The organism is Kitasatospora sp. NPDC029312 (assembly GCF_055569215.1).
The window spans coordinates 26,544-43,409 of the sequence record NZ_JBVHXY010000004.1; the positions used below are offsets into that span (position 1 = coordinate 26,544).

A 16,866-nucleotide genomic window follows, 5' to 3' on the forward strand; every position below is an offset into this window, starting at 1 on the left:
CTGGCAGCCGGTACTGACAACCGCCGGGTACGGACGGCGGTGCGGGGGCCGCCGGCTACCGGCGGGCGGGAGGGCGCGGCACCGGTCGTCGTCGGTCGTCGTCGCCCGGCGGCACCGGTCGTCGGCGGCGGGCGGTGCCACACTGGCGGGGTGACCACCACGACCACGTACATCGCGTTCCTGCGGGCCGTCAACGTCGGCGGCCGGACGGTGCGGATGGAGCGGCTGCGGGCGCTCTTCGCCGAACTGGGGCTGGGGAACGTCCGCTCCTACATCCAGAGCGGCAACGTCTTCTTCGACACCTCCGACACCGACGAACCGGACCGCGCCGCGCTGACCCGGCGGATCGAGCGGCACCTGGAGCAGGCACTCGGCTACCCGGTGCCGGTGCTGCTGCGGACGGTCGACGAGGTCGCCGCCCTGCTGGCCGCCGAGCCGTTCCGCGGCGTGGAGGTGACGCCGGACGTCCGACTGGTGATCGCCTTCCTCACCGAACCGCTGCCGGCCGACTTCCCCCTCCCCCACCGCTCGCCGAAGGGCGACGTCGAGGTGCTGGGCGCCGACCCCGGGGCCGCGTACGTCGTGATCCACCTCCAGAACGGCAAGTGGGTCACCAAGGACATGTTCGGCAAGGGCTACCGGGGCTCGGCCACCTCCCGCTTCCTGCACACCACGGAGAAGATCCTGGCGGCCGCCCGCAAGGCCTGACGGGCTGCCCGAGCAGATCTCCTGACGGTCAGTCGGCCAGTGCGGGCGGGAACCGCACCCCCGGTCCGGGCGTCTGGAGTGCAGTGACGACGTACGAACCGCGCGCCGGAGCCCGGTGTGATCTGGACAGTCCGAGCCGGCCGATCCGACAATCGGGCCATGACGCAGCCTGAACTGCCCGCCGGCCGGGCCCGGCCCTCCGACGCCGATCGGGAGGCGGCACTCGGGGTGCTGCGCGAGGGCGCGGGCAGTGGCCGGCTGTCGCACGACACCTTCCTCGGCCGGATGGAGATCGTCCTCCAGGCCGGCAGTCAGGGCGAGTTGGACGCGGCGGTCGCCGGCCTGCCCACCGGCGGGCCGGTGGAGCGCTTCGTACTGCGGACGGTCGGCCGGGTGTCCGCCTTCGGCGACCGACTGAACCGGGCCTGGCGCACCGAGCGGCTGCCCGGGCTGAGCCTTCCGCAGGCCGGTGCCGGGCAGTTGACGATCGGGCGGGTCCCCGGCTCGGGGCTGCGGCTGCACGACGCGTCGGTCTCGCGCCGCCACGCGGAGCTGCGGCACGAGAACGGCGGCTGGGTGCTGTACGACCTGGGGTCGACCAACGGCACGCATGTGAACGGACGGAGGATCGCCGGCGGGGTGCCGGTCCGGCCGGGCGACCAGGTGCGGTTCGGCAACCTGGAGTTCCGGCTCGCCGCGGACTGACGCGCACCGGCCGCCCGGCCCGCCGGCCCGCACCGGCGGTCACGACGCCGGCGCCGACGACGCCGGCCGACGACCAGTGCGGCAACTGCCGGGGCGGGCGCCTTCGGGGCAGTTCGCCCCGGAGTTCCTCGACCGCGCACCGTCTGGCGGGTCGGCGTGTCAGTGGCGGATGTGAGGATGCGGGCATGACCGAGGAGACGGCGCTCAGCCCCGAAGTGCTGCTCGAAGCCCGGGAGCGGGCTCGCGAGTTGATCCGGTGCGGCTTCCGGGAGCCGGAGGAGATAGCCGGGTCCCTGGTCGACGTCCTCGGCAACCAGGGGCTGACGCATGGGGAGGCGGAGCGGATCGTCGCCCCGCTGTGGGCCGAGCGGCTGGCCGAGCAGGCCGAGTGGCCGCGGACCACGGACGTGGACCGGCTGCTGGTGGCCTTCGACGCACTGGAGGAGCAGGGCATCGTCGCGGCGGTGGACTTCGCCTGCTGCGCGGGCTGCGGCTACGCGGAGATCGGCGAGGAGGCCGACGAGGGCTCGTACGGCTTCGTGTTCTTCCACCAGCAGGACACCGAGGCGGCGGCAGCCGGGCGGGGGCTGATGCTGCGGTACGGCGGCTTCCGCGCCGCGGAGGAGGAGCCGGAGGAGTCGTCGGAGTGGCGGACGGTCGAGGTCGGTCGGGCCGTGGTGGCCGCGCTGGAGGCGGTCGGGCTTCCGGTGGAGTGGGACGGGTCGCCGCACAGGGCGATCCAGGTCACTCCGTTGGAGTGGCTCAACCGCCTGCCGGGATAGGCGCCGGCGCCGAGCCGTAGGGCTATTCGGAGCCGTCGACCGGGCAGGAGCATAGGCCAACAGCCCATGCCACGCGCGTAGATGGACGGCCCGCTAAAAGGCTGCGGGTCAGTCGCCGATGCCCTCCAGCCCGCCGCCGAGGCCCTCGCCGAAGATGCTCAGGTTCCGCCCGGCCGCCCCGCGGTCGATCGCGGCCCCGTCCAGGTCGCCCGACCGCCCCCACAGCGGCGCCGTGCAGCGCTGGTAGGTCGCCTGCCAGTGCGGCCAGTTGCGGGCCACGTCGTCGTCGCACTCGGCCAGCAGCCGCTCGATCACCGTCGGCTCCACCCCGTCCAGCAGCCAGGCCAGCGCGTCCGGCGCTCCCGGGCCGTCCGCCGAGCGCAGCAGGTCGAGCAGTTCGCCCAGGCCGCCGAGCCGGGAGCCGTCGGCGACGACCCGCTCCATCCGGGGCAGCAACTGCCGCTCCTCGATCCGCAGGTGGGTCTCCAGCCGGGCCGCCAGATCCTCCATCGCGTATGCGACCGGCCAGGCGCTGCCGGTGTCCCGGCTGGCGATCCGGACCAGCGTGGTGACCCGGGTGAAGGAGTGGTCGAGGTTGTGGTGGTCGGCCTCCAGCCAGTTGAGCAGCAGCCGCAGCTCGGGGGCGAAGCGCCGGACGATCGGCCAGATCCGGGTGTCCTGCTGCTCGTGGTGGCAGGTGAGCATCGCGGTCATGAAGGTCCAGTGCCGCAGCATCGCCTCGCCCTTGTGCTCCTCGTCGGGCTGGAGCAGGCGCAGGGCGTTGGGCAGCCGGGCGAGGTCACGGCGCAGTGCGGCGTACACCAGCCGCAGTCCGGCGAACCGGACGGTGGCCGGGTCCTCGTCCGCGGTCCGCCCGTACGCGTCCGTTCCCCGCGAGTCGGCGGCGGATCCCGCCTGCGCGGGCACGGAGGAGGCGGGCGGGGGCAGCAGACGGATCGGCATGGCGCTCTCTTCACGACGTGGCAGGACGGCTGGGGCGGCCCGCGAAGGCCGCCCCAGCCAAGGTGCTCGCAGTCGATCAGAAGCGAATCAATGTCCGATTGACGCGCAGGTCACAGGCCTGCGCACGGGTCGGAGCCCCGCCCGCCCGACGGCGGCGACGATCAGTCCGAGGCGGGGCCCGCGAGGTTCTTGGTGAGCCACTGCAGGGTGTCGGGGATCATCTTCTTGAAGTCCGAGGTGAGGTGCTTGCCGCCGGGCTGCTCGTAGTACTCGAGCGAGACCGGCGGCACGGCCTTGGCGACCCAGCTCTTGACGACGTCCTTCTCGTAGCCGTTGGCGCCGCCCGCGGTGACGTACATCTTCACGTCGGCCTTGCCCTGGGTGACCAGGATGCTGGGGTTGTTGGCCTGCTTCTCGGCGTCGTGGCCCTTCCACAGGCCGGAATCCGGGATGAAGTAGCCGTCGATCGGCACCGCCGCCTTGTAGACCTCCGGGTGCTGCAGGGCGAGCTTGGCGCTGCAGAAGCCGCCGGTGGAGGCCCCCATCACGCCCCAGCTGTCGCGGCCCTTCAGGGTGCGGAAGTTGGCGCGGACCCAGTCCGGGATGTCCTCGGCCATCCAGGTGCCCATCTTGGGCTGGCCCGGGATGTCGGAACAGTCCAGCGCGTTCTTCTCGTCGCTGTTGAAGTTCTGCACCGGCATGATCATGATGAACGGATGGGCCTTGCCCTCCTTGACCAGCCGCGCGTCCTCCTCCTGGATCGGCAGTTGGTTGTCGGTCCAGGTGTTGTAGCCGTTGCTCTGGCCGCCCGCGAACAGGGTGAGCACCGGGAAGCCGGTCCTGGCGTACTTGGGGTCGTTGTACTCGGGCGGCAGCCAGACCCAGACCTGGCCGGTGACTCCGGACTTGGCGCCGGTCACCTTGGTCGTCATGATCGGGCCGGCCGCGGTGTCCCGGGCCTTGTTCATGGTCGCGGCCGGGCCGGTCGGCATCAGCACCTTCCCGTTGCCGGGGGTGGGCTGCTCGGCGGAGGGCGCGGTGGAGGCGCTGCCCGCGGTGGTCGCGCCGCCCGCGGAGCCGGTCGAGACCGGGGTACCGTCCGCGGAGACGTTTCCCTTCCCGCCGTCGGAACTCCCGCAGGCCGCGAGCGAGGCGGCCAGGGCGAGGACGGCGGCGCCGGTCAGGACGGCACGGGAACGGGACGACTGCCTAAGCACGGTGAGGACTCTCCGACCGATGTCACGCCCGGTCCGTCTGACCGGGCGGCGGCCCCCCGGTGGGGCCGGACAGGCCCGGGGGCGCGTCGCTGGTGCGGCCCCGGAGCGGTGGGCGCACCGTCCCTACCGGAGGCGCACCTTCCTGCGATCTTATGACGTGGGCCGGGGCGGACCGGTTGCGAGGTCACCACCGGAAATCCAATGTTTGTTCGTGATCGGGTAAAGGCCTTCACCGCTCCCGCCGGTCGGCGGGGGCTGGTCGGCGGGGGCCCGTCGGCGGGGGTCTCCCGCCGGGGTGGCTGAGCGGGGCCGCTGGGCGGGGCCGATCAGCGGCGGCCACAGCCGCCGACCGGTCGGCCCGTGCGCGTTTTGGGCGCTTCGACCAGTGACGGCGCCCCGCGCATCCGGAACGATCTCCTCTGACGCCCGGAGAGTGACCGCACCCGCCCCCGTCCACCGAGGAGGACCCATGTCCGAAGAGATCGCCGCCACCCCCGCTGCCGGCCCCGGAGCCGGCGGCATGGCCGACACGGCCGGCGCCGCCGTCGTCACCGGGGCCGGCAGCGGGGTCGGCCGGGCCGTCGCGGTCGAGCTGGCCGCGGCCGGCTGGCGGGTGGTGCTGGCCGGGCGCCGGGCCGAGCCGCTGCGGGAGACCGCCGCGCTCTGCGCCGTTCCGGCCGACGTGGTGCCGACGGACGTCACCGACCCGGCGGCGGTGGACGCGCTGTTCGCGACGGCCGTCGAGCGTCACGGCCGGGTCGACCTGCTGTTCAACAACGCCGGCACCTTCGGCCCGGCCGCCCCGGTGGACGAGTTGGCGGTGGAGGACTGGCGGGCGGTGGTCGACCTCAATCTGACCGGCGCCTTCCTCTGCGCCCGGGCCGCCTTCCGGCAGATGCGGGCCCAGACCCCGCAGGGCGGCCGGATCATCAACAACGGTTCGATCTCCGCGCACGTCCCGCGCCCGCACTCGATCGCCTACACCGCGACCAAGCACGCCGTGACCGGGCTGACCAAGTCGCTCTCGCTGGACGGCCGCCCGTACCGGATCGCCTGCGGGCAGATCGACATCGGCAACGCGGCGACCGACATGACGGCCGCGATGAGCGCGGGTGTGCGGCAGGCGGACGGTCGGATCGCGGCCGAGCCGACCATGGACGTGGCCGACGTGGCGCGCACCGTACGGCATATGGCCGCGCTGCCGCTGGAGGCCAATGTGCAGTTCGCCACCGTCATGGCGACGGCGATGCCGTACATCGGGCGGGGCTGAGGACGGGGCCGAGGGGCGGGGCTGAGGACGGGGCCGAGGCCAGGGCTGAGGGCGGGGCTGAGGACGGGCCGGCTACTCGTCGTGCGAGTAGCGGTAGCGCAGGGCGCCGTCCTCCTGCTCCAGCCGGTAGACGCTGGTGGTCGGCCAGTACTCGCCGTCCTCGGCGGCGGGCAGTTGGGCACGGAGCACCATCCGCAGGGCGGGTGGCGGGGCGTCGGCGTTGACGCGCTTGCGGTGGCCGTCCCAGCGGCCGCCGCACAGTTCGAGGTCCAGGACGAGGGGGGTGGCTCTCATCCCGTGATGGTGCCAGCGCGCCCCCCGCACGGGCGGTTTGAAACGGCGCGGCCACTCCGACGAGGGACCCCGGTCAGCCTGGGCTGACGGGGGTCCCAGGAGGTCGTGGAACTACGGACGCCAGCTGTCGTTCAGCGTGACCGTCCCGGAGGAGGGCACCGTCGCCGTCCGGTTGGCCCCGGACTCCCAGGTCACCGCGCCGCTCGCGTCCTTGCGGACGTACTTGTACTGGAACGCGGTGCCGCCCGGCAGGGAGAGCGCGAGCGACCAGACCGGGTAGCCGGCCGAGGAGAGCGGCAGCGCCTTGCCCGGGTCCCAGCCTCCGAGAGCGGGGACGTCACCGACCACATAGAGGTTCTGACCGTACGAGGTCGTCGCGTTGACGTTGAACGAGGCGCCGGAGACGGCCGCCCCGGGCTGGACGTACAGCGCGACCGCGTCGCCCGCGCCGACCGTCGCGGTGAACTGCCCGTTGGCACCGACCTGGTAGGTCGGGCCGGTGCAGCCTCCGCCCGGCTGCGGGTCGCCGTGCTGGACGTCGCAGTACGTGCCGGCCGGCAGACCGGTCTGGAAGGTCTGGGTGATCGCGCCGCTCTCGTGGTTGATCGCGACGTAGCCCCGGTTGCCGCGGCCGAAGGCGATCGCGTTGTTGCCGTTGGACCACCAGTCGGTCACCCCGGTGCCCGCGACGGCGTTGCGGAAGCCGACCATGTTGGCGATCTGCCGCCAGGCGTGGGTGCAGTTCCAGCCGTCCTGGTAGCAGGCGTTCACGGTGCCGCCGTTCGGCGGGCCGTCGTCCTTGTTGGTGAAGCCGTAGCCGGAGTAGACGTTGGGCGAGCCGTAGGTCGAGGCCAGCAGGAAGACGTTGGCGAGCGTGTAAGTGTTGCCGTAGGTGTAGTTGAGGGTGGAGCCGTTGCGCTCGGTGTCCCAGTTGTCGACGAAGCTGCGCGCCTGGTTGCTCGGCAGGTAGCCCCAGGAGGCGCCCCAGTTGCTGAGACCGGCCAGCTTGTCGCTGGTGAACACGCGCTTGAGGTCGGTGCCGACCCGGAACTCGTCGACGTCTCCGGTGCCGGTGTACTCGGAGGGCTGGATCGGCTCCCCGGCGCCGTAGATGACCTCCTGCACCCAGTAGGCGTCGGGGTTGGCCATCTTGGCCTTGATCGCGGCGAGGTCGGTGGCGGCGATGTGCTTGGCGGCGTCGATCCGGTAGCCGTCCACGCCCAGCGAGGCCAGGTCGTCCAGGTACTGCGCGATGGTGCTCTGGACGTAGGCGCTGCCGGTGTCCAGATCGGCCAGATTGACCAGCTCGCAGGTCTGCACGTCGGTGCGGTTCTGGTAGTCGCTGATCGGCTGGCGGCAGCCGTGGAAGTCCTGGTCCTGGTAGGTGCCGGGGTAGTCGTACTTGCTGTAGACGGTGCCGCCGGTGCCGGTTCCGGAGCCGGCCGCCATGTGGTTCACCACCGCGTCGGCGATCACCTTGACCCCCGCCGCGTGGCAGGTGTCGACCATGTTCTTGAAGGAGGTGCGGTCTCCGAGCCGCCCGGCGATCCGGTAGCCGACCGGCTGGTAGGAGGTCCACCACTGCGGGCCCTGGATGTGCTCCTGGGGCGGCGAGACCTCGACGAAGCCGTAGCCCTTCGGGCCGAGGGTGGAGGTGCAGGCCTGGGCGACCGAGTCGAAGCGCCACTCGAAGAGGGTGGCGGTGACGTCCTTGCCGTTGTTCGCGGGCGGGGCGGCCTGGGCGGCGGGGGCGCCGAGCGCGGTGGCGAACGAGAGCGAGAGCGCCGCCGAGGCGGCGAGCGCGCCGGCCGCGCGGGCGCGCCTGGGGGTCCCGCCGGCCGAAGGCTGGGGGAGGGTGGGGGCGGTGGTGACCACGTCGTCTCCTGGGGGTCGGCTGGGGTGGGGCAGCCGGGGTGGGGGCCCGCGGCCGGCTGGGGACCGGTCGCGGTGAAATCTGCAGGAAGTTTCTGTAACTTGCCGGAAACTTGCAGCGCTGAACTTAGGGCGGCCCGAAGGGGCCGTCAAGGGTCCGGACGGAACGTTTCCGCAACGCCTGTACCGCCGAGCCCTGAACGCTTTCGCGACGCCCCTACCGCCGAGTCCTAAGCCCTCTCGCAACGCCCGCCCACCGGCCCCCGGGCAGACGACAAGGGCCCGGCAGCCGTAGCCGCCGGGCCCCTCACCTGTCCTGGTTCACCGGCCCCTCAGGAGCCGGTGCGGCCTCAGCCGGTCTGGATGGAGGTGTCGTCGATCACGAAGCTGGTCTGCAGCGAGGAGTCCTCGACGCCGTTGAACTTGAGGGTGACCGTCTGGCCCGCGTAGGCCGACAGGTCGAAGGTCCGCTGCTGGTAGCCGGCCGCGGCGTCCGCGTTGGAGTAGGTCTTCAGCGCGGTGCCGTTGACCGACACGGTCAGCTTGTCGTACGCCGTGGTCCCCGTCTCGGCGGTGTCGATGTGCAGCCAGAAGCTCAGCGTCGCCTTGCAGCCCGCCGGGATCGCCACCGTCTGGGACAGCGAGTCGGTGTGGGCACTGCCGTACCCGTTCAGCCACGCCTTCCAGCTGCCGCCGTGCGCCGCCTGCGAGGAACTGTTGTCCACCACGCCCGAACTGGCCGTCCACGGCGCCGCCGTGCCCGTCTCGAAGCCCTGGTTGCCCAGCAGCTGCGCCGGGGTGCAGGTACCACCGCCACCACCGGTGACCGTCCAGGTGAAGCTGGTCGAACCGGACTTGCCCGCCGAGTCCTTCACCGTGACCGTCACGTTCGAGGTGCCCGCGGCGGTCGGGGAGCCGGTGATCACGCCGGTGCCGGCGTTGATGACCAGGCCGGCCGGCAGACCGGTGGCCGAGTACGACAGCGGAGCGGTGCCGCCCGAGGCCTTGATCTGCAGGTTGACCGAACCGCCCACCGCGGTGGACTGGTTGCCCGGGCTGGTGACGGTGACGCCACCGGGGTTCGGCAGCGAGCCGACGTTGACGGCGGCCCAGGCGGTGGCGACCGCGTTGTACTCGGCGCTGTTCGCGCCGTACAGGTCGGTGGCCGCGTTCAGGGTCGCGGTGCGGGCGGCGGCGTAGTCGGTGGTGGAGGTCATGTACGCGGTGAGCGCCTTGTACCAGACCTGCTCCGCCTTGTCCCGGCCGATGCCGGTGACGGTGATGTTGTTGACCGTCGGGCTGTTGTAGCTGACGCCGTTGATCACCTTGGCGCCGCTGCCCTCGGCCAGCAGGTAGAAGAAGTGGTTCGCCACACCGGACGAGTAGTGGACGTCCAGGTTACCGACGCCCGAGTACCAGGAGTCGGCGGACTGGCCGTCCTTGGAGGGCTTGTCCATGTAGCGCAGCGGCGTGCCGTTGCCGTTGATGTCGATCAGCTCGCCGATCAGGTAGTCCGGGGTGTCGGCGGCCAGGTTCGCGTAGAACTCGACCATCGAGCCCATGATGTCCGAGGTGGCCTCGTTGAGGCCGCCGGACTCACCCGAGTAGTTCAGGTTGGCGGTGGCCGCGGTGACGCCGTGGCTCATCTCGTGGCCGGCCACGTCGAGTTCGGTGAGCGGGTGGGTGTCGCCGGAGCCGTCGCCGTAGGTCATGCAGAAGCAGGAGTCGTCCCAGAACGCGTTGACGTAGCCGGTGTCGTAGTGGACCCGGCTCATGGCGCCGACGCCGTCGTTCCTGATGCCGCTGCGGCCGAAGGTGTTCTTGTAGAAGTCCCAGGTGGCCGCCGCGCCGTACTGCGCGTCCACGGCCGCCGACTCGCGGTTGCTGGCCTGGCCGTTGCCCCAGGTGTCGGAGGACTTCGAGAACAGCGTGCCGTTGCCGCTGGTGCCGTTCTTCATGTCGGTGGTGTACTGGCCGCCGCGGGAGGCGTCCTTGAGCGAGTAGGTCGAGCCGCTCTGGGTCGTGGTCAGCGGGACGTTGCCGACGAAGACGCCGGTGCCGCTGCCGCGCTGGATGCCGTCGGCCTTGCTCAGGACGGCACCGGTCTTGGCGTCGGTGACGACGTGCAGCTTGCTCGGGGTGCCGTCGGACTCGCGGCCGTTGACGACCGTCTCCCAGGCGAGCTTGGGAGTGCCGTCGGCGGCCCAGACGACCAGGCGCGGGGCGGTGTCGACGGTGCCCTGCTCGGCGGCGAGGGCGGCCTCCTTGGCCTTGGGGGCGGCCAGGGCGGGCGTGGTGTCGACACCCGCGAGGCTGGCCTCGCTGGCCTTGGTCACGCTCTTGGTGGCGCCGGAGGCGTCCTGGTGCACGACCAGGTCGCCGCCGAGTACGGGGAGTCCGGCGTAGGTGCGCTCGTAGCGCAGGTGGCGACCGCCGTTGGCGTCCTGGACGACGTCCTTGGTGACCAGCTGCTCCTTGCCGTCAAGACCGAGCGCCTGGGCGAGGGAGGCGGTCTGCTGGTTCGCCGAGGCGATCAGCGCGGCCCGGGAGGTCTGCTGGGCGGCGACGGCGGCCGGCGCGTCCTGGGCCGGTGCCGCCTGCGCGATCACCGGTATTCCGGTGACCAGCAGCGCCGTGGTGGCGGCGAGGACGACGGCCGCCTTCCGGGTGCGAGCGGAACGTGACATGCGGACTCCTTTTCCGACCGGCGCCGGTTCGCGCACGGTGGAGAGAACCTGGGCCGCGGGGTTGCGGCGCAGTGGGGGCCCCCGGCTGGTGCGACGGGGGTGCGGTTGCGGTGCCCACTGGGGCGTTTCGGGCGCTCGTTGCAAGGTCGGGACGCGCTGCACCTCAGTAGGGACAGCTGCACCGGGAGGTGGGGCCCCCTCGTCTGCAGCCGGAGGAATCGTGGCAGCAAACGCGCCGTTAATGACAGATGCATGCCACTGATTGGCCGATTAATTACCGAAACCGTATGCACGACAGTTCGTCAGTTGTGTTACCGCATGACCAAGTCTTGAACACGGTTTTCATGCCCCCGGAAAGGTTCGATCACTACCGGAGGTGACTGACCAGCACTCAGAGCCGGTGCCGCCACCCCGGGATGGACGGCAGCGCCCGGCGGGCGTTGCACGTCACAGTTCCGGCCGTGCCACCGCCGGATTCCGGCCATTGTCCGGCGGAAACGGAACCGGGCCCCGCACCGGCCTCAACGGCGGTGCGGGGCCCGGGAATCACCGGACAGCTCGGGACCAGTCAGGCCAGTCCCGCCAGTCATCTCATGTCTGGACGAACACCGCCACGGTGCGGCCCGGCACGGTGAACGTCCCGGTCGCGGCGTCGAAGCCGGACTGCTTCACCACCTGGTCCACCCCGGAGGCCTGGACCGGGTGCAGCGCCTGGCTCGTCCCCCGCAGCCCGGCCACCGCCTGGGTCTGCGCGGTGGGAGTCGCGTTGAAGACCACCGTGATGCCCTTCTCCGCGCCCGCCAGTCCGGAGCCGTCCAGGTGCAGGGTGATCACCCCCGGCGTCTCGCCGGACGTGCCGGAAAGCGGATACGACAGCCGCTGCTGGACGTCGGCCAGGGTGGGCAGCGAGAACAGCGGCGAGGACTGCTTGATCCGCAGGAAGTCCTGGAACTGCGCGGTCGTCGCCCGGACGTCGGCCGCACCCACGGTCAGCCGGGGGTCGGCCAGCAGGGCCCGGGCGGTCGGCCACATCTGCTGGTTGTCCTTCGCCATCGGCAGACCGCGGCCCCAGCCGTTGCCCTGGACGGCCCCCGTCGAGGGATCGGGCCAGTGGATGGCGTTGAACCAGTCGCCCGAGTCGTAGGCGTTGGAGTCCAGCGACTTGGAGCGCAACAGGTCGCTGCCGGCCTGCGCGAAGCCCGCGCCCTGGGTGAGCGCGGTCAGCGACAGCCCGAGCGCCTGCATCCGGGCCCGGTCGGCGGGCGCGGTGCCGGTCGGCAGCTTGTACGCGAGCGCGTCGAACAGGTCGGTGTTGTCGTGGGCGTCCACGTACTCCACCGCCTCGCCCGGCTCGGCCGCGTACCCCGTCGGGGCACCGTTGTAGTCGACCTGGGCGCCGGTGACGGTCCTGCCCGAGCTGTCGGTGAACGAGTAGCCGGCCAGGTTGCCGGTCAGCCCGACCTTCAGCTGGTCCATCTGGTGCAGCAGCCGGGCCTTCTGCTCCTGCGGACCGCCGTTCGCGGGCGAGCCGTTGGGGTCGGTGTACAGACCCGAGGCGAAGCCCTGCTGCGGCGCGGAGTCCAGCATGAAGTTGCCGCCGCGGGCGGCGTCCCGGAGCCGGTCGTCGAAGGTGGCGATGCCGGTGCCGGCCATGTTCTGCTGGGTGGCCTGCTCGAACCGGGCGTTGTTGGCGACGACGCCGAAGTTCCAGCCCTCGCCGTAGAGGAAGACGTTCCTGCCGTCCACGCCGTCCGAGGCGGGCGTCATCTTCCGCAGCGCGGCCTGCACGTCCAGCATGGTGGACTTCGGGTCGATCCCCATCAGGTCGAAGCGGAAGCCGTCGACCTGGTACTCGCGGGCCCACAGTGTCACCGAGTCCACCACCAGCCGGTTCATCATGGCGTGCTCCGGCGCGGTGTCGGCGCAGCAGCTGTCCGCGGTGACCTTGCCGTCGGCGTCCAGCCGCTGGTAGTAGCCGGGGACGACCTGGTCCAGCACCGAGTGCTCGGCCTGGCCGGCGGCGGCGGTGTGGTTGTAGACCACGTCCAGCACCACCCGCAGGCCCGCCGCGTGCATCGCCTGGACCATCCGCCGGAACTGCACGGTCCGGGCGGTGCCGGATGGATCGGTGGCGTACGAGCCCTCCGGCACGTTGTAGTGCAGCGGGTCGTAGCCCCAGTTGTAGGCGTCGTCGGCGGCGACGGCCGCCACGCACTCCTGCTGCTTCGGGCTGTCCGGCGGCAGGGACGCGAGGTCGCAGGCCGGCAGCTTCTGGTCCGCCCGGTTCTCGTGGATGGTGGCGATGTCGAAGGTGGGCAGCAGGTGCACGGTGGTGACCCCGGCCTTGGCGAGGTCCCGCAGGTGCCGCATCCCGGCCGAGTTCGACTCGGTGAACGCCAGGTAGGTACCGCGCTCGGCCTCCGGGACGGTGGTGTCCGCCACCGAGAAATCCCGGACGTGCAGTTCCTGGATCTGCTCCTTCCCGGGCGGGACGGCCGCCGGGCGGGGCTGGTCGTCCCAGCCCTGCGGCTTGAGCTCCTTGGCGTCCAGGTCGGCGACCAGGCTGCGCCGGGAGTCGGTGGACAACGCCACCGAGTACGGGTCGGTGACGGTGTTGACCACCAGCCGGCGCACCGACGGCGCCCAGACCTTCACCTGGTACAGGTAGTACTTGCCGTCCAACTCTCGCTTGTCACGGACGACTTCCCACACCCCGGTCTCGTCGTCCCGTTTCAGCGGCAGCGTCCTCGGGGTGCCCCCGGTGGCGCCGTCGAAGACCTGGACGGACACCTCCTGGGCGGTCGGCGCCCAGAGTGAGAGCGCGAGCTTGCCGTCGTAGTAGGCCGGGCCGAAGTCCACCTTGCCGGTGCGGCTCGCGTACAGGTCGTCCAGCACGCCCGGGGTCTGGACGCCCGTGCCGGCCAGCACCGCGCCGCTCGGCAGGTGTTCGGTGAACAGCAGCTGGCTGCGCAGGGCGGCCGCGACGCGGGCGGTGTCCCGGGCGTCCACGGTGAAGGCCCGGTAGCCCGCCAGGTGCGGGTACTTCGCCTTCTGGGCGTCGGTCAGCCCGCCGGCGACGGGTTCGAGCCGGATCCACCGGCCGGGCTTGGTCAGCGCGCCCTTGTCGGCGGCAATGCCGCCCTCGGGGTCGTAGACGAGCTGGGCGCTGGTGCCGCCGGCCAGGGCCTGGTCGGTGGCGCCGTAGTTCGCCGGGACGACGACGGTCTTCGCGTCGATCCACTGGGCCTTGGCGCCGGAGAGGTCCAGCTGCGCGGAGGCGGCGGGGTTCTGCGGCAGCAGGTAGCCCTCCCGGCCGCCGAGGATCCACACCTCCCTGCCGTTGACGGCGAAGTCCAGCGACTGGTCGGCGGGCAGGTCCTTGTCGTTGCCGTTGTGCAGGATGTAGCTGAGGCTGGTCGCGCCGGGGGCGAGCGGCACCTCGAAGACGGCGCCGAAGGCGTCCCGGCGGGCCGGCATCAGCGGTTTGCCCCAGTCGGTGGGGGCGGCGGCGCCGGTCCAGTCGTGCAGGCCCCAGCCGTCGTAGTTCCCGTCGGCGCGGTTGTAGTGGATGACGGCGGTGCCGGCGGGCGGAGTGCTCGGCGGGCCGGGGTCGGTGGTGCGGACGGTCGGGTCGCCCTGCTCCAGCCAGACTTCGCCGGTGGTGCCGACGTCGAGGTGGCGGTCGGCGTCCACGTCCTTGGCGCCGTTGCGCTCGACGATGAAGCCGATGTCCGAGGCCCCCGGCTTCAGCCGCACGTAGGCGAAGGCGCCGTACGCGTCCCGTCCGGTGAAGGGGTGCCCGGCGGGCCACGAGGTGCCCTCGCCGTCGGCGAGGTCGCCCCAGGCGTAGAGGTTCCAGCCGTCGTAGTCGCCGTCCGGCCGGTGGTAGTGGACGACGGCGTACGGGCGGGCGCCGGCGGTGGGCACCGGCTTGGGGGCGGGGGTGCCGGTGGTGAAGCTCGCGGTGGCGGAGCGCAGGTGGCCGCTGGAGTCCTGCACGACGGCCTTGTACCGCACCACCGTGCCGGGCGCGACCGCGCCGAGGTCCTCGGTCACCGCGAAGTGCCGTCGGCCGTCGGGACCGGCCGGGCCGGTGTCGGCGGTGCCCAGGGTCTGCCAGGGCCCGTTGCCGATCTGGGCGGCGAAACCGACCCGGTTGAAGCCGCCGCCGTCCGCCGTGGCGCCGACCGTGACGGCGCCGGTCGAGCCGTCCGCCGGCGGCTGCACCGACAGCTGGGGCGCGGCGGCCACCGGGGCGAGCTTGGCGGCGGCCTTGAGCACCACGGAGGAGAGCGCCGGCACGGTCACCGTGACCTTGCGGTCCGCGCCGCTGGTGATCCGCGGCCCGGCGGAGGGGTAGATCGGGTCGAAGCCCATGCCCGGGGAGAAGGTGTCCAGGGTGACGGTCTTCGCCTCGGTGGCGTTGTTGACCGCCACCAGGTACTCGACCTGCTGGCCCGCGTCGATCCGGGAGAACGCGTACACGCCCGCGCCGTCGGCGGCGTAGCGCTCGATCTGCGCGCCGTCGGCCAGGGCCGGGTTGGCGCGGCGCAGCTCGGCCAGCCCCGCGATGCCCTGGTAGAGCTCGCCGCCCTGCCCGTACCGGTCGGCCGGCCCTGAGGCGCCGCCGAGCACCCGGTCACCGTTGTACGACGGCGTCTTGGAGGCGAACATGTCCTGCCGGGCGTCCTTGTCGCCGCCCGCGCCGGTGAAGCCCTGCTCGTCGCCGTAGTAGACGACGGGCTGGCCGCGGGTGAGGAACTGCAGCTCGTTGCCGAGCCGGTCCTTCCTGAGCAGGGTCGCGTCGTCGGCGCCCGGGTTGTCGGCGAGCAGGAAGGAGCCGAAGCGGCCCATGTCGTGGTTGCCGAGGAAGGTCGGCAGCTCGTACGCGTCGGTGTCGGCGCTGGTGTAGCGGTAGTCCTGGGCGTACAGGTCGGCGAGGTTCCTGGCCGAGCCGCCCTGCGAGACGTAGGAGCGGGCCGCACCCTGGAACGGGAAGTCGAGGGTGGCCTGCAGCTTGCCCCGCGTGACGTACGGCGAGGTCACGGCCGGGTCGCCGGAGTAGACCTCGCCGAACATGAAGAACCTCTTGTTGCCCTGCTTGGCGGCGAAGTCCTTGAGCGCGGGCGCCCACTGCTGCCAGAACGCCAGGTCGACGTGCTTGACGGTGTCGATCCGGAAGCCGTCCACGCCGGTGTCCTCGACCCACTGCTGGTAGACCTGCTCGAAGCCCTTCACCACCCGGGGGTTCTGGGTGTCCAGGTCGTCCAGGCCGCTGAAGTCGCCCTCGGTGGCGGACTCGCCGACGAAGGTCGAGTCGCCCCGGTTGTGGTAGAGCGCCGGGTCGTTGAGCCAGGCCGGGGTCTTGGCACGGGCGTCGGCGGGGGTGCGGAAGACCGGGGTGTAGGGGAAGGAGTCCTTGGTGGTCTTCGGCCACGGCGCACGGGCGTCGGCGAGCGCGGTCTCGTCGACGGGGTTGCCGTCGGCGTCGAGCGTCGGGTACGCGCCGGTGGAGCGGTAGCCGTGCTGCTGCTCGGCGTCGTCGATGACGTCGGCGGTGTGGTTGGTGATGACGTCGAAGAAGACCTTGATGCCGCGCGCGTGCGCCTTGGCTATCAGCTCCTTCAGTTGCTCGTTGGTGCCGAAGTGCGGGTCGACCTGGGTGAAGTCGGTGATCCAGTAGCCGTGGTAGCCGGCCGAGGCTTCGGCCCCGCTGCCCTGCACCGGCTTGTTCTTGAAGATGGGTGCCATCCAGATGGCGGTGGTGCCGAGGTTCTGGATGTAGTCGAGCTTCTGGATCAGTCCGGCCAGGTCGCCGCCGTGGTAGAAGCCCTTGTCGGCGGGGTCGAAGCCGTTCTCCAGCCGACCGCCGGTGATGCCCCCGGTGTCGTTGGAGGCGTCGCCGTCGGCGAAGCGGTCGGGCAGGACGAAGTAGAACTGCTCGCGGGTGAGGTCGTGCCGCCCGGCGGTGGCCGCCAGCGCGGCGTCCGAGGGCGGGGGCGGCGGGGCGGCGGCGAGGGCCGCGGGGGCGCCGCCGAGGGTGGCGGCGGTCAGCGCGGCGGCCAGCAGCACGGCGGTGCGGCCGGGTCTGCGACGGGGACGGCTCCGGCGGGGACTGCTCCGGCGGGGGCGGAGCGGCGTATCGGCCACTGAGGGGCTCCCTTAAGGGGGGAAGGGCGATCGATGTGCCAGGAAGCTAGCGGCCTGCAATATGTTTCAGCAAGATGCAGAAACCGTTTCGTGGCCGGAAAATCCAAGCCAGCAGCGCCCTCGGAGCCACCCCGGTGACGCCGGTTCCGGCCCTCCGCGTGACAATGGGACGTATGTCCGTCCCACCGGTAGCCACCAGACCCGATCGCACCCCCTAC

The 16,866-nt window shown here is 71.9% G+C and carries 10 protein-coding genes; 4 read left to right on the top strand and 6 right to left on the bottom strand.

Going from position 1 to position 16,866, the window contains the following annotated elements:
* Window positions 1–150 precede the first annotated feature (150 nt).
* The 3 genes from ACZ4WV_RS04675 (at window position 151) to ACZ4WV_RS04685 (ending at window position 2,195) form a co-directional block, all read left to right on the top strand.
* Window positions 151–708, top strand: a complete 558-nt coding sequence (locus tag ACZ4WV_RS04675; protein ID WP_465742744.1) for a DUF1697 domain-containing protein — start codon at window positions 151–153, stop codon at window positions 706–708.
* Between the two features lie 159 nt (window positions 709–867).
* A complete protein-coding gene (locus ACZ4WV_RS04680) occupies window positions 868–1,413 on the top strand; it encodes an FHA domain-containing protein (RefSeq protein WP_465742746.1) in 546 nt (181 codons plus the stop codon).
* A 185-nt stretch (window positions 1,414–1,598) separates the two neighbouring features.
* Window positions 1,599–2,195: a DUF6891 domain-containing protein gene (locus ACZ4WV_RS04685; protein ID WP_465742748.1), complete on the top strand. Its 597-nt coding sequence runs from the start codon at window positions 1,599–1,601 to the stop codon at window positions 2,193–2,195.
* 108 nt (window positions 2,196–2,303) lie between these two features.
* On the opposite strand, the gene ACZ4WV_RS04690 is transcribed toward ACZ4WV_RS04685, so the two are convergent.
* Together ACZ4WV_RS04690 and ACZ4WV_RS04695 are read right to left on the bottom strand one after the other, a co-directional pair.
* The gene (locus tag ACZ4WV_RS04690) at window positions 2,304–3,158 is read right to left on the bottom strand and encodes a hemerythrin domain-containing protein (protein WP_465742750.1); all 855 of its coding nucleotides are present in this window, start codon (window positions 3,156–3,158) and stop codon (window positions 2,304–2,306) included.
* Window positions 3,159–3,319: 161 nt separating this feature from the next.
* Complete coding sequence (locus tag ACZ4WV_RS04695; protein ID WP_465742752.1) at window positions 3,320–4,375, bottom strand: alpha/beta hydrolase; 1,056 nt, start codon at window positions 4,373–4,375, stop codon at window positions 3,320–3,322.
* A gap of 520 nt (window positions 4,376–4,895) precedes the next feature.
* Between ACZ4WV_RS04695 and ACZ4WV_RS04700 the strand changes: the two genes are divergently transcribed.
* Window positions 4,896–5,645: an SDR family oxidoreductase gene (locus ACZ4WV_RS04700; RefSeq protein WP_465743250.1), complete on the top strand. Its 750-nt coding sequence runs from the start codon at window positions 4,896–4,898 to the stop codon at window positions 5,643–5,645.
* Window positions 5,646–5,717: 72 nt separating this feature from the next.
* Here the strand turns inward: ACZ4WV_RS04700 and ACZ4WV_RS04705 are convergent, their stop codons facing one another.
* From ACZ4WV_RS04705 to pulA, 4 genes are all read right to left on the bottom strand, one after another.
* Window positions 5,718–5,939 (bottom strand): hypothetical protein, encoded by a 222-nt coding sequence (locus tag ACZ4WV_RS04705; protein WP_465742754.1) that lies wholly within the window; start codon window positions 5,937–5,939, stop codon window positions 5,718–5,720.
* Between the two features lie 111 nt (window positions 5,940–6,050).
* The gene (locus tag ACZ4WV_RS04710; protein WP_465742756.1) at window positions 6,051–7,814 is read right to left on the bottom strand and encodes a carbohydrate-binding module family 20 domain-containing protein; all 1,764 of its coding nucleotides are present in this window, start codon (window positions 7,812–7,814) and stop codon (window positions 6,051–6,053) included.
* A gap of 347 nt (window positions 7,815–8,161) precedes the next feature.
* On the bottom strand, window positions 8,162–10,498 hold the full coding sequence (locus ACZ4WV_RS04715; protein WP_465742757.1) for a M4 family metallopeptidase: 2,337 nt from the start codon (window positions 10,496–10,498) through the stop codon (window positions 8,162–8,164).
* 591 nt (window positions 10,499–11,089) lie between these two features.
* Window positions 11,090–16,648, bottom strand: coding sequence for a pullulanase-type alpha-1,6-glucosidase (pulA, locus tag ACZ4WV_RS04720; RefSeq protein ID WP_465742759.1), 5,559 nt, complete (start codon window positions 16,646–16,648; stop codon window positions 11,090–11,092).
* Window positions 16,649–16,866 lie beyond the last annotated feature (218 nt).

What these genes read in the sequence shown, in the direction of transcription:
- ACZ4WV_RS04680 (WP_465742746.1), top strand. Translation starts at nt 868, where the DNA reads ATGACGCAGCCTGAACTGCCCGCCGGCCGGGCCCGGCCCTCCGACGCC.
- ACZ4WV_RS04685 (WP_465742748.1), top strand. Translation starts at nt 1,599, where the DNA reads ATGACCGAGGAGACGGCGCTCAGCCCCGAAGTGCTGCTCGAAGCCCGG.
- ACZ4WV_RS04690 (WP_465742750.1), bottom strand. Translation starts at nt 3,158, where the DNA reads ATGCCGATCCGTCTGCTGCCCCCGCCCGCCTCCTCCGTGCCCGCGCAG.
- ACZ4WV_RS04700 (WP_465743250.1), top strand. Translation starts at nt 4,896, where the DNA reads ATGGCCGACACGGCCGGCGCCGCCGTCGTCACCGGGGCCGGCAGCGGG.
- ACZ4WV_RS04705 (WP_465742754.1), bottom strand. Translation starts at nt 5,939, where the DNA reads ATGAGAGCCACCCCCCTCGTCCTGGACCTCGAACTGTGCGGCGGCCGC.
- ACZ4WV_RS04715 (WP_465742757.1), bottom strand. Translation starts at nt 10,498, where the DNA reads ATGTCACGTTCCGCTCGCACCCGGAAGGCGGCCGTCGTCCTCGCCGCC.